Source organism: Paraburkholderia fungorum (assembly GCF_900099835.1).
Taxonomy (GTDB): Bacteria; Pseudomonadota; Gammaproteobacteria; order Burkholderiales; family Burkholderiaceae; genus Paraburkholderia; species Paraburkholderia fungorum_A.
The window spans coordinates 3,543,145-3,556,731 of sequence record NZ_FNKP01000001.1; the positions used below are offsets into that span (position 1 = coordinate 3,543,145).

General features: G+C 60.8%; 17 protein-coding genes. 1 reads left to right on the plus strand and 16 read right to left on the minus strand.

Annotation, left to right across the window (positions count from 1 at the left end):
• Positions 1-55: 55 nt before the first annotated feature.
• From BLS41_RS15735 to BLS41_RS15750, 4 genes are all read right to left on the minus strand, one after another.
• Positions 56-811, minus strand: coding sequence for a cytochrome c1 (locus BLS41_RS15735; RefSeq protein WP_074766024.1), 756 nt, complete (start codon positions 809-811; stop codon positions 56-58).
• Positions 812-833: 22 nt separating this feature from the next.
• Positions 834-2,213 (minus strand): cytochrome b, encoded by a 1,380-nt coding sequence (locus tag BLS41_RS15740; RefSeq protein ID WP_074766026.1) that lies wholly within the window; start codon positions 2,211-2,213, stop codon positions 834-836.
• On the minus strand, positions 2,213-2,833 hold the full coding sequence (petA, locus tag BLS41_RS15745) for a ubiquinol-cytochrome c reductase iron-sulfur subunit (protein ID WP_074766028.1): 621 nt from the start codon (positions 2,831-2,833) through the stop codon (positions 2,213-2,215). Before petA ends, BLS41_RS15740 begins: the two co-directional genes overlap by 1 nt.
• Before the next feature lie 230 nt (positions 2,834-3,063).
• Positions 3,064-3,810: a Nif3-like dinuclear metal center hexameric protein gene (locus BLS41_RS15750; RefSeq protein ID WP_074766030.1), complete on the minus strand. Its 747-nt coding sequence runs from the start codon at positions 3,808-3,810 to the stop codon at positions 3,064-3,066.
• A 19-nt stretch (positions 3,811-3,829) separates the two neighbouring features.
• Between BLS41_RS15750 and BLS41_RS15755 the strand changes: the two genes are divergently transcribed.
• Positions 3,830-5,056: a Do family serine endopeptidase gene (locus BLS41_RS15755; RefSeq protein ID WP_074766032.1), complete on the plus strand. Its 1,227-nt coding sequence runs from the start codon at positions 3,830-3,832 to the stop codon at positions 5,054-5,056.
• A gap of 130 nt (positions 5,057-5,186) precedes the next feature.
• Here BLS41_RS15755 and tatC read toward each other — a convergent pair whose 3' ends face one another.
• From tatC to hisC, 12 genes are all read right to left on the minus strand, one after another.
• Positions 5,187-5,966 carry a twin-arginine translocase subunit TatC gene (gene tatC / locus BLS41_RS15760; RefSeq protein WP_074766034.1) on the minus strand — a complete coding sequence of 260 codons (780 nt, stop codon included), beginning with the start codon at positions 5,964-5,966 and terminating at the stop codon, positions 5,187-5,189.
• Between the two features lie 34 nt (positions 5,967-6,000).
• Positions 6,001-6,531: a Sec-independent protein translocase protein TatB gene (gene tatB, locus BLS41_RS15765; protein ID WP_074766036.1), complete on the minus strand. Its 531-nt coding sequence runs from the start codon at positions 6,529-6,531 to the stop codon at positions 6,001-6,003.
• A gap of 39 nt (positions 6,532-6,570) precedes the next feature.
• Entirely contained in the window at positions 6,571-6,810 is a 240-nt protein-coding gene (gene tatA, locus BLS41_RS15770; protein ID WP_074766038.1) for a Sec-independent protein translocase subunit TatA, read from the minus strand.
• A gap of 247 nt (positions 6,811-7,057) precedes the next feature.
• A complete protein-coding gene (locus BLS41_RS15775) occupies positions 7,058-7,423 on the minus strand; it encodes a histidine triad nucleotide-binding protein (RefSeq protein ID WP_074766040.1) in 366 nt (121 codons plus the stop codon).
• Between the two features lie 115 nt (positions 7,424-7,538).
• Positions 7,539-7,934, minus strand: a complete 396-nt coding sequence (locus tag BLS41_RS15780) for a DUF4870 family protein (protein ID WP_074766042.1) — start codon at positions 7,932-7,934, stop codon at positions 7,539-7,541.
• A 122-nt stretch (positions 7,935-8,056) separates the two neighbouring features.
• Entirely contained in the window at positions 8,057-8,434 is a 378-nt protein-coding gene (locus BLS41_RS15785) for a phosphoribosyl-ATP diphosphatase (RefSeq protein WP_074766044.1), read from the minus strand.
• Complete coding sequence (gene hisI, locus BLS41_RS15790) at positions 8,431-8,841, minus strand: phosphoribosyl-AMP cyclohydrolase (RefSeq protein WP_171910238.1); 411 nt, start codon at positions 8,839-8,841, stop codon at positions 8,431-8,433. The genes BLS41_RS15785 and hisI overlap by 4 nt, the downstream gene beginning before the upstream one ends.
• 1 nt (position 8,842) lies before the next feature.
• A complete protein-coding gene (hisF, locus tag BLS41_RS15795) occupies positions 8,843-9,616 on the minus strand; it encodes an imidazole glycerol phosphate synthase subunit HisF (RefSeq protein ID WP_074766594.1) in 774 nt (257 codons plus the stop codon).
• A gap of 264 nt (positions 9,617-9,880) precedes the next feature.
• Complete coding sequence (hisA, locus tag BLS41_RS15800) at positions 9,881-10,633, minus strand: 1-(5-phosphoribosyl)-5-[(5-phosphoribosylamino)methylideneamino]imidazole-4-carboxamide isomerase (RefSeq protein ID WP_074766046.1); 753 nt, start codon at positions 10,631-10,633, stop codon at positions 9,881-9,883.
• A 223-nt stretch (positions 10,634-10,856) separates the two neighbouring features.
• Complete coding sequence (gene hisH / locus BLS41_RS15805; protein ID WP_074766596.1) at positions 10,857-11,498, minus strand: imidazole glycerol phosphate synthase subunit HisH; 642 nt, start codon at positions 11,496-11,498, stop codon at positions 10,857-10,859.
• A gap of 160 nt (positions 11,499-11,658) precedes the next feature.
• Positions 11,659-12,246 (minus strand): imidazoleglycerol-phosphate dehydratase HisB, encoded by a 588-nt coding sequence (gene hisB / locus BLS41_RS15810; RefSeq protein WP_074766048.1) that lies wholly within the window; start codon positions 12,244-12,246, stop codon positions 11,659-11,661.
• A gap of 114 nt (positions 12,247-12,360) precedes the next feature.
• Entirely contained in the window at positions 12,361-13,431 is a 1,071-nt protein-coding gene (hisC, locus tag BLS41_RS15815) for a histidinol-phosphate transaminase (RefSeq protein ID WP_074766050.1), read from the minus strand.
• Positions 13,432-13,587 lie beyond the last annotated feature (156 nt).

A 13,587-nucleotide genomic window follows, 5' to 3' on the forward strand; every position in this document is an offset into this window, starting at 1 on the left:
AAAACCGTTCAGCAGGTTCTTCCTGGCGCCGGCCCCACGCCGGGTGACGGCGTGATTATTTGATATGTTTCCAGTACGCGGCGTTCAGTCGCCAGGCGAAAAAGCTCAGGATACCGAGGAACATCAGCACCCACACGCCAAGTTGCTTGCGGGTTTTCTGGGTCGGTTCGGACATCCATGACAGGTACGACACGAGGTCGGCCACAGCAGAATCATAATCTACCGGCGACATGGTCCCCGGAGTGAGCTGCTGGAAGCCGACAAATTTGTGTACCGTTTCGCCGGTTTTTTCATCGGTTTCATCACCGAATTTCGCCGCACGCTGCCCCTGAAGCTGCCACAGCACGTGAGGCATGCTCACGTTCTCATACACGAGATTATTCCAGCCGGTTGGCCGCGTATTGTCGCGATAAAAGCTGCGCAGATACGTGTACAGCCAGTCCTTGCCACGCGCCCGCGCTTCCACCGACAGATCCGGCGGCGCTGCGCCGAACCACGCTTTCGCGTCTTCCGGGCGCATCGCGATGGTCATCGTATTGCCGATCTTGTCGCTGGTGAACAGCAGGTTCGACTGAATCTCGGCCGGCGTGATGCCGAGATCGGTGAGCCGGCTGTAGCGCATCAGGTTCGCGCTGTGGCAATTCAGGCAGTAGTTTACAAACAATTGCGCGCCGTGCTGCAAAGAAGCGAAATTGTCCGCGTTATCCGGCGCGCGGTCGAGAGGGAAATTCTCGTCCGCGTAGGCCGGAGCGGCCAGCAACGCAAGCAGTGTCGCGCCGATCAGCGCGCACGTCGAAAGCAGTTTTTTCATTTCGTGTTCTCCTGGCCCGCGATTAGTGAGGCTTGAACCGCACCCGTTCGGGTGGCTGCTTGAACGTGCCAAGCCGCGTCCAGAACGGCATACCGAGGAAAAACGCGAAGTAGATCAACGCACAGATCTGCGCAATCAGCGTGGAAGCAGGCGACGGCGGTTTGGTGCCGAGGAAGCCCAGCGTCAGGAACGCGATCACGAAGATGCCGTAGAAGACCTTGTGAAAAAACGGCCGGTAGCGGATCGACTTCACCGGCGAGCGGTCAAGCCACGGCAGGAAGAACAGCGAAATCACCGCGCTGCCCATCACCACCACGCCCCAGAACTTCGACTCGGTGAACGCCATCGCCAGAATCACCAGCACGGCGAGCACCGGCAGGCCGAGCTTCCACTTGCCGCGCGCGCGCACCAGTGCCAGCAGGCCAAGCAACGCGATCACGATCATCAGTACGATCTTGAATGGATCGGTGGTGGCGCGAAGCATTGCATAAAACGCTGTGAAGTACCAAACCGGCGCAATTTCTGGCGGCGTTTGCAGCGGATTGGCCGGAACGAAGTTATTCGACTCCAGGAAGTACCCGCCCATTTCCGGCGCGAAGAAAATGATCGCCGCGAAAATGAACAGGAACACCGTCACGCCCATGAAATCGTGCACCGAGTAATACGGGTGGAACGGAATGCCGTCGAGCGGAATGCCGTCCGGGTCCTTCTTCGCCTTGATCTCGATGCCGTCGGGATTGTTCGATCCCACTTCGTGCAGCGCGACCAGGTGAGCGACCACCAGCCCGACCAGCACCAGCGGAATCGCGATCACGTGAAACGCGAAGAAGCGGTTCAGCGTGACGTCCGAGACGACGTAGTCGCCGCGAATCCACAGCGACAGATCCGGCCCGATAAACGGAATCGCCGAGAACAGGTTGACGATCACCTGCGCGCCCCAGAACGACATTTGCCCCCACGGCAGCAGGTAGCCGAAGAACGCCTCGGCCATCAGGCACAGGAAGATCAGGCAGCCGAAAATCCACACCAGTTCGCGCGGCTTGCGATACGAGCCGTACATCAGCCCGCGGAACATGTGCAGATACACGACGACGAAAAACATCGACGCGCCCGTGGAGTGCATATAGCGGATCAGCCAGCCCCACGGCACCTCGCGCATGATGTACTCGACCGACGAGAACGCGAGCGTCGCGTCGGGCTTGTAGTTCATCGTGAGGAAGATGCCGGTGACGATCTGGTTGACCAGCACCAGCAACGCGAGCGAACCGAAGAAGTACCAGAAGTTGAAATTCTTCGGCGCGTAGTACTCGGAAACGTGTTTTTTCCAGGTGGAGGTCAGCGGAAAGCGCCGGTCGATCCAGCCGACCAGCCCGGTCGTCTCAACATCGTGCTCGATCGCCATTACGCTTCTCCTTTCTCGTCCTTGCCGATCACGAGGCTGGTCGCCGACGTGAACATGAATCGCGGGATGTCGAGGTTCTGGGGCGCGGGTTTGTTCTTGAAGACGCGGCCGGCCATGTCGTAGGTCGAGCCGTGGCAAGGGCACAGAAAGCCGCCTGGCCAGTTGTCTGGAAGATTGGGTTGCGCACCCTCCTGGAAGCGTGGCGTCGGCGTGCAGCCCAGATGGGTGCACACAGCAACGGCGACTAGAAGATGTTTGTTCTCGGCGCGTGAGCGGAACTCGTTGTTGCAGTACTCCGGCAACGGCATCGAAAAAGGATTTTTTGTGCGGGGATCGGCTACTTCGTTATCGGCTTTCTGTACATCGGCGAGCATCTGGTCGGTGCGGTTGATGACCCACACCGGTTTGCCGCGCCAGGCGACGGTGACCATGTCGCCGGGCTTGAGATTACTGATATCAACTTCGACCGGGGCGCCTGCGGCCATGGCCTTTTCAGATGGTGCAAACGAACTAACAAAGGGTACGACAATGGCAACGCCTCCTATGCCACTTGCTACGGTCGTCGCTACCAGCCAGTTCCGGCGGCTGCCGTCGACGCGTTCATCTTCTTTGTCTCGCATCACACGCCCCACTTCTGAGTTGGATTTTTCCTTCACGTCGCTTCTACCGCCGCTAGTTTGCGTGAATGGAGTCGCCATTTACAAGGGCTGATTGCCAAAAACCGTGCGAAGCCCTTGATAAATCAGGGTTTCTCCGTACGGTCCGCAAACTTTTTTGTGCCCCCTTTTAAGTGCCCTCTGCGTTAATCAGCGCTTTTTCTTCGTTAATGCAATTCGCAAAACTTTCAATTTCAAACGGGATTAGGGATATCGATAAAGACGTGCTCAATATCGAATTGCTCGGACAGATGTTTGCCCACCGCCTGCACGCCAAAACGTTCAGTTGCATGGTGTCCGGCTGCGAGAAAAGCGACCCCGCTTTCCGCCGAGGTGTGCATCACCGACTCCGACACTTCACCAGTCAGATAGACGTCGGCGCCCGCGTTGATCGCGGCGTCGAACATGTTTTGCGCAGCACCCGTGCACCAGCCCACGCGACGCAGTTGCCGATCCGGGTCGCCGAATACGAGCGGCGTGCGACCAAGCGTTTGTTCGATTTCCGCGGTGAAGTGCGCGAGCGTGATCGGCATCGGAAAAGTGGCGAGCCAGCCGAGGTCGTTCTCGCCGAAGCGCGCGTCGCTGATCCAGCCCATCTTCTCGCCGATCTGCGCGTTGTTGCCGAGCGTGGGATGGTCGTCGAGCGGCAGGTGATACGCGAACAGGTTGAGGTCGTTCGCAATCAGCAGTTTGAGACGCGCGTGTTTGCGGCCGGTGATCTGCGGTGCTTCGTTGCGCCAGAAGTAGCCGTGATGGACTAGTACAGCGTCCGCGCCCCAATCGAGCGCGGCTTCCAGGAAGGCCACCGAAGCGGTCACGCCGGTCGCGATCCTGTTGATTTTGCGACGCCCCTCGACCTGCAATCCATTGGGGCAATAGTCCTTGAAGCGCGCGGTTTCAAGAAGATTGTTCAAGTACAATTCAAGTTCGATCCGATCCATATAAACCTCTAGTCTTCAGATGCTTAGACGCTTTTGGCTGTTCTTTGCCCAAGCGGTGACTGTGCTGTTGGCGCTGATGTTCATCATTGCGACCCTCAAACCGCAGTGGCTCCAGCGTCAAGGGCAATTCGGCAAGCAACTCGCCGAACCCATCGTCGCCCTACGGGAAGTGGCGCCAGGCATCGGCAGCGGGCCAGCCCAGGCGTCCTATGCGGACGCTGCGCAAAAGGCGATGCCCGCGGTCGTCAATGTGTTCTCCAGCAAGGATGGCTCACTGCCGCCCGACCCTCGCGCGAAAGATCCTCTGTTCCGCTATTTCTTCGGCGACAAGAACAAGCGCAAGCAGGAGGAGCAACCCGCATCCAACCTCGGCTCCGGCGTAATAGTGAGTTCGGAAGGTTACATTCTAACGAACCAGCACGTCGTGGACGGCGCCGACCAGATCGAAATCGCGCTGGCCGATGGTCGCACCACGAATGCCAAGGTGATCGGCGTCGACCCGGAAACCGATCTTGCCGTGCTCAAGGTCAACATGACCAACCTGCCCACCATCACGCTCGGCCGCATGGACCAGACGCGGGTCGGCGACGTGGTGCTGGCGATCGGCAATCCGTTCGGCGTCGGGCAAACGGTGACCATGGGGATCGTCAGCGCGCTTGGGCGCAATCACCTCGGCATCAATACATTCGAGAACTTCATTCAGACTGACGCGGCTATTAATCCGGGCAACTCGGGAGGCGCGCTGGTCGATGTGAACGGCAATCTGCTCGGCATCAACACCGCAATTTATTCGCGCTCGGGCGGCTCGCTTGGGATTGGTTTTGCGATTCCCGTGTCGACGGCGCGTAGCGTGCTCGAAAGCATCATCACGACGGGCTCGGTCACGCGCGGCTGGATCGGCGTCGAACCGCAGGACGTGACGCCGGAGATCGCCGAGTCGTTCGGGCTGGAACAGAAGTCGGGCGCGATTGTCGCGGGCGTGCTGAAGAGCGGTCCCGCCGATCGCGCAGGCATCAAGCCGGGCGATATCCTGATCAGCGTGAATGGCGAGGAGATCACTGATACAACGCGTCTGTTGAACGTGATCGCTCAGATCAAGCCGGGGACGGCCGCGAAAGTGCATCTGGTGCGCAAAGGTCGCGAGATCGATCTGGACGTCACCATCGGCAAGCGCCCGCCTCCGCCGAAACAGCCCACCGACGATAACGGTGGTGGTGGCGATCAGCAGGATGATGACGGCGGTTGATGAATCAAGCGCTGCAAGCTAGCGGCTAGCGGTAGCAGCAAAACAAAAGGGGCAGTCCATATCGGACTGCCCCTTTTGTTTTTACCTCTAGGTCCAGCGCCCGAAACCCGCGCTAAACCCCGCACTCAATTCAACTCGGCGGATTCGCCTCTTCAATCACCGCTGGCTGCTTGCCCACAATCAGACGCGCCGCGATGATCCCCGCCTCGTACAACACGATCAGCGGAATCGCTAGGATTAGCTGCGAGAATACGTCAGGCGGCGTCACCACAGCCGAAATCACAAACGCGCCGACAATCACATACGGCCGGATTTCCCTCAGCTTCTTGATGGTCAGCAGGTTCATGCGGACCAGCAGCACCACGACGATCGGCACCTCGAACGTCACGCCGAACGCGATAAACATGGTGAGCACGAAGCTCAGGTAATTATCGATATCCGTCGTCATTTCCGCGCCGAGCGGCGCGTTGTAATGCGCCATCACACGGAAGATGGTTGGGAACACCACGAAATACGCGAACGCCATGCCGCACAGGAATAGCACATAACTGCTGCCCACCAGCGGCACGACCAGTTTCTTCTCGTGCTGATAAAGCCCCGGCGCGACGAATGCCCAGATCTGGTACAGCACGATGGGCAGCGCGATCACGAACGCGACCATCATGGTGACCTTCATCGGCACGAAGAACGAGCCGGTGACGTCGGTGACGATCATCTTGCCGTCCTTCGGCAAGTTCTGCATCAGCGGGCGTGCCAGCAGCCGGAAGATGTCTGGCGCCCAATACACGAGCCCGATAAACACCACGATGACGGCAATGCCCGCGCGAATGATGCGGTCGCGCAATTCAACGAGGTGGGAAATGAAGGTCTCTTCAGTGCCTTCGGTCTGGGTTTGCTGGGGGTCGCTCACGCCGGCCCTCGGTTAGAGATTGTCGTTCTGATCATCAGAAGAACCGCGTCGGACGACGCATGGTGGCCGGCGTATGCCGCGCAACGCGCGCAGCACCCGATTGCACGCGGGTGCGGCGGGTCGTGGCACGCTTGTACCACGTGGGCATGGCGGTCTGCTTGACGCGCCAGTTCTTGCGTTTGGGCGTGGCGGACGGCGTGCTGACCGGCCACGACGAATTGCTCGCCGAATTGCCGACGTCTTCCAGCGCGCCGCCGGCGATGCTCGGCGACACCGACGTTCCGCTGTTCCACGCATCGTTCAGTTCGGATTCGTGCTGGCGCAGGTTGTCCTGAACAGAGGTATGCACATTGGTCGCGGCTGTTTCGAACTCGGTTTTCATCCGACGCAATTCGTCGAGTTCGATTTCACGCGTGACTTCAGACTTCACGTCGTTGATATATCGCTGTGCGCGGCCAAACAGCGCGCCCGCCGTGCGGGCTACGCGAGGCAGGCGCTCTGGCCCGAGAACGACCAGCGCGACGACGCCGATCAGCGCCATCTTGGTTAGACCGAGGTCCAGCATGAAGTGGAATGTCCGTCAGTAACGCGGGTAAGCCGCGGCTTAGCGGTAATCGCCGGAATTCGGCGTCTTTTCCTTCGCTTCCACATCGACCGCGCCGTTGCGCGGCAGTTCGCGCTGTTGCGCTTCGCTGCCCGGCGTTTCGGCTTCCTTCATGCCTTCCTTGAAGCCCTTGACCGCGCCACCCAGGTCGGTACCGATATTGCGCAGCTTCTTCGTGCCGAACACGAGTGCCACGATCAACAACACGATCAGCCAATGCCAAATGCTCAACGAACCCATGACTACTCTCCTTAACCCCGACACCGCATCGCGATGCGGCAAAAAATTCGTGCGCCTTGCGGCGTGACTCGAAGCGCTGACGCTTCATCTATACGTTACCGCCGGCCCTTCCGATTCACTCGCCAGCAAATCAGGTGATTGTGGCCGGGTGAGCGCGTCGCCGTTATTACATTGCGGTAAAAACAACGGCGGCGTTCATTGTCCACGACCAGAATTCACCATGGACGTCGCAACACACGCGACGTGATCAACCCATTCGCTGCCAGGGGCGCGGCCCGGCGAGGATGTGCGCGTGCAGGTGATACACCTCCTGACCGCCGCCCGGCCCGGTATTGATTACCGTGCGAAAGCCCGTTTCACCGCCGGAATACGCCACGCCAAGCTGATCGGCCAGACGCGCCACCAAAACTAACATTCTACCAAGCAGCGGAGCATCGCTTTCGGTGCAGTTGGTCAGCGTGGCGATGTGCTTGCGCGGAATCACCAGCACGTGCGTTTCAGCGGCGGGACGGATATCGCGAAACGCTACGAATTCTTCGTCCTCGTGGACTTTGGTGGACGGAATCTCGCCGGCGGCGATCTTGCAGAAAAGGCAATTCGGGTCGTGACTCATCGTATTCCTGACGCAGTATGACTGGAGCGAGAAACGCGGCGCCGCGGGCTGGCGTGACGGATCGAAGGTCGGACCCGATTAACCATGGTCAGAAGCGGTCGAAAGCGGCCAGCGTTCAGACCCAGCCCCGCGGATTCGCAAGCGGCTTGTTATCGTACAGATACAGCCAGCCTTTGATAATACGGTACAACATCCAGATGCTGACGGCCCACAGAACCGGTATGCCAATCACGACGAACAGCAGCACGCCGCCAATCGCATAACCGAGCAGGCACAGCCAGAAAGAGCGGATCTGCCACTGAAAGTGGGCTTCGTACGGCGTGCCCACCACATCGGGCCGCTTCACGTAGTTGATGATGATCGCGATGAGGATCGTCAGCCCGCCCGTCAGCCAGTGGACCGCATACAACGCATACAGCACGTGGGTAAGCGTGCGCAGGCTGCGCTCACGCTCAGGCTCCATCGCGTTGCGGTAGACCGGCGGCGGATAGCTCTCGTGCGACTGTTCCATGCTTGCGTCCTCCCGAAGATGCGTCAGATACGTTCAGAGCAATGTGGACGCCGGAGCGGCCAACTTCAAGCAGGGCGCGATCAATTGGCACGCAATCGACGCCCGCCCTGCCCGACCACGATTCAATCGCCGTTCTGTTCGCGCTCGAGGCTCTTGCGCAGCGCCTTTTCTTCGAGACCCGACAGGCCTTCGCGGCGCTCGAGTTCGGCGAGCACGTCCGCCGGGCTCAGGTCGAAGTGCGACAGCATCACGAGGCAGTGGAACCACAGGTCCGCGACTTCGCCAACCAGCGCCTTCGGCGCGCCGCCGTGGCGCGTGTCCTTCGCGGCCAGTACGACTTCGGTGGCTTCTTCGCCGATCTTCTTCAGAATCGCGTCGTCGCCCTTGTGGAACAGACGGGACACATAGGAAACGTCCGGATCGCCGCCCTTGCGGCTGTCGATGATCGCCGCGAGACGCAGCAGCGTGTCGTTCGTGGAAGCTTGCGTGGATTGCGTCATTTGTAGATGTGTTCGGGGTCTTTCAGCACGGGATCGACGGCAACCCAGTCGCCATCGTCCACCGAGCCTTCAAATTTCTGGAAAAAGCACGAGTGACGGCCGGTGTGGCACGCGATGCCCGACACCTGCTCGACCTTCAGTAACACGACGTCTTCGTCGCAATCGAGCCGCACTTCATGCACATGCTGCACGTGGCCAGACTCCTCGCCCTTGAACCACAGGCGCTGACGCGAGCGTGAGAAATACACCGCGCGGCCCAATTCAATGGTCTTCGCCAGAGCTTCGCGGTTCATCCACGCGAACATCAGCACGTCGTTCGTCGACGCTTCCTGCGCGATCACCGGTACGAGGCCGTTCGCGTCCCACCTGACCTTGTCGAGCCAATTCACTGCCGAGGGATTCACCACGTCACAACCTCACCGAAATGCCCTGATCGGCCATGAAGCGCTTGGCCTCGCCCACGGTGTGTTCGCCGTAGTGGAAGATGCTCGCGGCCAGCACAGCGTCCGCGTGACCGTTCTTGATACCGTCGGCCAGATGCTGCAGGTTGCCGACGCCGCCCGATGCGATCACCGGAATCGGCACCGCGTCCGACACCGCGCGCGTGAGCGCGAGGTCGAAACCGCTCTTGGTGCCGTCGCGGTCCATGCTGGTCAGCAGGATTTCGCCTGCGCCGAGTTCGGCCATCTTGCGCGCCCATTCGACCGCTTCGAGGCCGGTGGCTTTGCGGCCGCCATGCGTGAACACTTCCCAGCGAGGCGCTTCGCCATCGGCGGAAACGCGCTTTGCATCGATCGCGACGACGATGCATTGCGAGCCGTATTTGTCCGTCGCGTCTTTGACGAGCTGCGGATTCGCCACCGCCGACGAGTTCATGCTGATCTTGTCCGCGCCCGCGTTCAGCAAGCGCCGCACGTCCTCGACCGCGCGCACGCCGCCGCCGACCGTCAGCGGGATGAACACTTGCGAAGCCACGGCTTCGATGATCGGCAGGATCAGATCGCGCTGATCCGACGTCGCGGTGATGTCGAGGAAGGTGAGTTCGTCCGCGCCTTGATCGTCGTAACGGCGGGCAATTTCGACCGGGTCGCCTGCATCGCGCAGTTCGACGAAGTTGACGCCCTTGACCACGCGGCCAGCCGTGACGTCGAGACAGGGGATGATGCGTTTAGCTAGAGCCATGATCTTGCAATTCTGCCAATACCGCTGATGAGGCCGCTCGCCCGCAAGCAGGAAAGCGGCACGGTGCCGGCGCGATGAGCCGCGTCGCGCCGCGCGTGAGGTCATGCCGACACGGTTTGCTGCGTCTTGCCGGCGTGCCGCGTTGCCGGTTGTGGCGTGCCGCGAAAGACCGGACGCGCTAACCGGATGCCGCCATCGAATCCGGCCGCAAGGCACGGCAACCACAAACGGCCGCCGTTTGCGGCTGCGGCAAGCTGCCTTGTATTAAGCGTCGTCCGATTCGCGCAGACGGTCGGCCAGCGTTTGCGCCGCCGCGAAGTCCAGGTCGCCCGAATAAATCGCGCGGCCGCAGATCACGCCTTCGATGCCTTCGTCTTCGACTTCGCACAGCGATTCGATGTCGGTCAGATTCGACAGACCGCCGCTTGCGATCACCGGAATCTTCACCGCGCGCGCGAGGCGCACCGTCGCTTCGATGTTGATGCCTTGCAGCATGCCGTCGCGACCGATGTCCGTGTAGATGATCGATTCGCAGCCGTAGTCCTCGAACTTGCGCGCGAGATCGGCGACTTCGTGGCCGGTCAGCTTGCTCCAGCCGTCGGTCGCGACCTTGCCGTCTTTCGCGTCCAGCCCGACGATGATATGGCCGCCGAACGCCGTGCATGCGTCCTGCAGAAAGCCCGGATTCTTCACCGCCGCCGTGCCGATGATCACGTACGACAGACCGTCGTCCAGATAGCGTTCGATCGTGTTCAGGTCGCGGATACCGCCGCCCAACTGCACGGGGATCTCGCCGCCCACTTCTTCGATGATCGCCCGGATCGCGTCTTCGTTCTTCGGCTTGCCGGCGAACGCGCCGTTCAGATCGACGAGGTGCAAACGACGGGCGCCACGGTCGACCCAATGTCGGGCCATTGCCGCCGGTTCCTCGGAAAATATCGTCGCCTGGTCCATATCGCCTTGTTTGAGGCGGACACAGTGACCGTCTTTCAGGTCGATGGCGGGAATCAGCAGCATAGCAATCGGGTGTTGTCTGGGAAGGGGTTGAAGGTTGGCGGCAGCGGCTGGTCGACCAGTCCGTCTGAACGCCGTTTCGCTAGTTTAGTACAACTCTTTCGACGCCCTTGCGGTGCGTCGTTCGCGAGCAGGTCGAGCGAAATCGTGGTGCTACGGTTGTGGCGCATGGCAGATACCCCGCTTGTGGCGGGACGTTGCATGGCTACGGGATGAAGAAAGGCGCTCACGGGTTCCAGTGCACGAAATTGCGATACACGCGCAGCCCCGCGTCGGCGCTCTTTTCCGGGTGGAATTGGGTGGCGAAGATGTTATCCCGCGCTACCGCCGAGGTAAAGGGCACGCCGTACACCGTTTCGCCCGACGTATGGGCCGCGTTGTCCGGCTGCACGTAATAACTGTGCACGAAATAGAAGAACGCGTTGTCGGCGACACCGTCCCACAGCGGATGCGGCTGCGCCTGGCGCACGCGGTTCCAGCCCATTTGCGGAACCTTGAAGCGCGAACCGTCGTCCTGAATCTGACCTTCCAGATCGAAGCGCAGCACCTTACCCGGCAGCAGGCCGAGGCCCGGCGTATCGCCTTCGGCGCTCCAGTCGAACAGCATCTGCTCGCCGACGCACACGCCCATCAGCGGCTTGCTGCGCGACGCTTCAAGCACCGCTTCCTGCAAGCCGGACTCGGCGAGACTGCGCATGCAGTCGGGTATCGCGCCCTGCCCCGGCAGCACCACGCGATCGGCCGCGCGGATCGCTTCGGGCCGGTCGACGATCGCCACGTCCGCTTCCGGCGCGGCTTTGCGCAATGCCTGGGCAACCGAACGCAGGTTGCCCATTCCGTAATCCACAATCGCTATCGAAGTTTTCATCTCAATTTTGGCTGCAATGCCTTCAATCCATCGACGCCGATTTTCGCCGTCTGTACTGCAAATGCCTGCTTTTGATTCAGGTCCGGCTTCGTAGCGCGAGTTCCGCGTCGAACGACCCATGCTGCATGGATGACGCGATATGCATGGGTCAATGCGTCGCTTAGAGACTGCCCTTGGTCGACGGAATCTGTCCTGCGGCGCGCTCGTCCAGTTCGGTGGCCATGCGCAACGCACGCCCGAACGCCTTGAACACCGTTTCCAGCTGATGGTGGGCATTCAGGCCGCGCAGGTTGTCGACATGCAGCGTCACGCCCGCATGATTGACGAAGCCGCGGAAAAACTCGATCGACAGATCGACGTCGAACGTGCCGATGCGCGCCCGCGTGAATGGGACATGGAATTCGAGGCCCGGACGGCCGGAGAAGTCGATCACGACACGCGACAGCGCTTCGTCGAGCGGCACGTAAGAATGACCGTAACGGCGAATGCCCTTGCGGTCGCCGATCGCTTTCGCGACGGCCATGCCGAGCGTGATGCCGGTATCTTCGACCGTATGGTGGTCGTCGATATGCAGGTCGCCATGCGCTTCGATGTCGAGGTCGAACAATCCATGCCGTGCAATCTGGTCGAGCATGTGGTCCAGAAACGGCACGCCGGTGGCCAGCTTCTGCTGACCGGTGCCGTCCAGATTGATCTTCACACGGATCTGCGTTTCGCTGGTGTTGCGAACGACTTCCGCAAGGCGCATGGTAATTCCTCGAATCGAGCTAGAAAGCGATAGTAGTGTGGGGTGGAAAAACGGCTGGCCGCGCGCGCTGTCCAGTTTGGCGGAGAGCGCTCACGCGGCCGTTCGGCAAGCCGTTCAATGCAGCACGAGTTTCAGTCCGGCGAGCAATTGCGCATTTTCTTCGGGGGAACCGACGGTCAAACGCACGCAATTGGCCAGCAATGGATGCATTTTACTCACGTTTTTGATCAGAACTCGTGCAGTGAGCAGGGTTTCGAACAGAACGGACGCATCGGGCACGCGCACCAGCAGGAAGTTGCCGGCGCTCGGGAACACTTCGGCGCCCGGCAATGCGGCCACTGCATCGGCGAGCCGGGTACGTTCTTCGCGCAATTGCGCGGCTTGCGCGTCGAGTACGTCGACGTGATCGAGCAGGAAATCGGCGGCGGCCTGCGTCAGCACGTTGGTGTTGTACGGCGGCCTCACTTTGTCGAGTTCGGTGAGCCAGACGCGTTTGCCGACCAGATAGCCGAGGCGGATGCCTGCCAGTCCGAGTTTGGACACCGTGCGCATCACGACGACGTTGTCGAACTCGTCGGCGCGCGGCAGCCAGCTTTGCTGCGCGAACGGTTGATACGCCTCGTCGATCACCACGAGGCTCGTGCTCGCGGCGGCGATGATGCGCTCCATGTCGGCTTCGTCGAACAGCGTGCCGGTCGGGTTGTTCGGATACGCGAGGTAGACGATCGCCGGCTGGTGCTCGGCGATGGCCGCGAGCATCGCTTCGGTGTCGAGCGAGAAATCGGCTTTCAGCGGCACACCGACAAATTCCAGGTTCGCCAGCTTCGCCGACATCTGGTACATCACGAAACCCGGCACCGGCGCGAGCACCTTGGCGCCAGGCTTCGCACACGCGATCGACAGCATGCTGATGATTTCATCCGAGCCGTTGCCGAGCAGCACATCGCAGCCGGTCGGCACACCCATCACGCGTTTGATCTTTTCGATCAACGCTTCGGGACGCGGCGCAGGATAGCGATTCAGCGCCACCCCGGCGAGATGCTCGCCGAGATGCGCGGCCAGTACCGGCGGCAGCGAAAACGGATTTTCCATCGCGTCGAGCTTGATGAAGCCCGTCGCGTCCGGAACCGGATAGCTCGTCATGGCGAGCACGTCGCCGCGGATGATGTCGTGTGGTGTCGTCATAGGTCTCGGGAACGGGACGCGAATAACGTGCCGCCCTGGCTTCGGGGCGGCACACGGGCCGTTCCGGCTCGTCTGTATTGTCGTTATTGAACGGGCTGGCGCCTGCAATCTGTCGCTGAAGTTCGCGGGGGCATCGGCTGGATACCCCGGCGTCTT

What these genes read in the sequence shown, in the direction of transcription:
- BLS41_RS15750 (WP_074766030.1), bottom strand. Translation starts at nt 3,810, where the DNA reads ATGGATCGGATCGAACTTGAATTGTACTTGAACAATCTTCTTGAAACC.
- BLS41_RS15785 (WP_074766044.1), bottom strand. Translation starts at nt 8,434, where the DNA reads ATGACGCAATCCACGCAAGCTTCCACGAACGACACGCTGCTGCGTCTC.
- hisC (WP_074766050.1), bottom strand. Translation starts at nt 13,431, where the DNA reads ATGACGACACCACACGACATCATCCGCGGCGACGTGCTCGCCATGACG.
- hisA (WP_074766046.1), bottom strand. Translation starts at nt 10,633, where the DNA reads ATGCTGCTGATTCCCGCCATCGACCTGAAAGACGGTCACTGTGTCCGC.
- BLS41_RS15755 (WP_074766032.1), top strand. Translation starts at nt 3,830, where the DNA reads ATGCTTAGACGCTTTTGGCTGTTCTTTGCCCAAGCGGTGACTGTGCTG.
- hisF (WP_074766594.1), bottom strand. Translation starts at nt 9,616, where the DNA reads ATGGCTCTAGCTAAACGCATCATCCCCTGTCTCGACGTCACGGCTGGC.
- BLS41_RS15775 (WP_074766040.1), bottom strand. Translation starts at nt 7,423, where the DNA reads ATGAGTCACGACCCGAATTGCCTTTTCTGCAAGATCGCCGCCGGCGAG.
- BLS41_RS15740 (WP_074766026.1), bottom strand. Translation starts at nt 2,213, where the DNA reads ATGGCGATCGAGCACGATGTTGAGACGACCGGGCTGGTCGGCTGGATC.
- hisB (WP_074766048.1), bottom strand. Translation starts at nt 12,246, where the DNA reads ATGCGCCTTGCGGAAGTCGTTCGCAACACCAGCGAAACGCAGATCCGT.
- hisH (WP_074766596.1), bottom strand. Translation starts at nt 11,498, where the DNA reads ATGAAAACTTCGATAGCGATTGTGGATTACGGAATGGGCAACCTGCGT.
- BLS41_RS15735 (WP_074766024.1), bottom strand. Translation starts at nt 811, where the DNA reads ATGAAAAAACTGCTTTCGACGTGCGCGCTGATCGGCGCGACACTGCTT.
- tatB (WP_074766036.1), bottom strand. Translation starts at nt 6,531, where the DNA reads ATGCTGGACCTCGGTCTAACCAAGATGGCGCTGATCGGCGTCGTCGCG.
- tatA (WP_074766038.1), bottom strand. Translation starts at nt 6,810, where the DNA reads ATGGGTTCGTTGAGCATTTGGCATTGGCTGATCGTGTTGTTGATCGTG.
- petA (WP_074766028.1), bottom strand. Translation starts at nt 2,833, where the DNA reads ATGCGAGACAAAGAAGATGAACGCGTCGACGGCAGCCGCCGGAACTGG.
- BLS41_RS15780 (WP_074766042.1), bottom strand. Translation starts at nt 7,934, where the DNA reads ATGGAACAGTCGCACGAGAGCTATCCGCCGCCGGTCTACCGCAACGCG.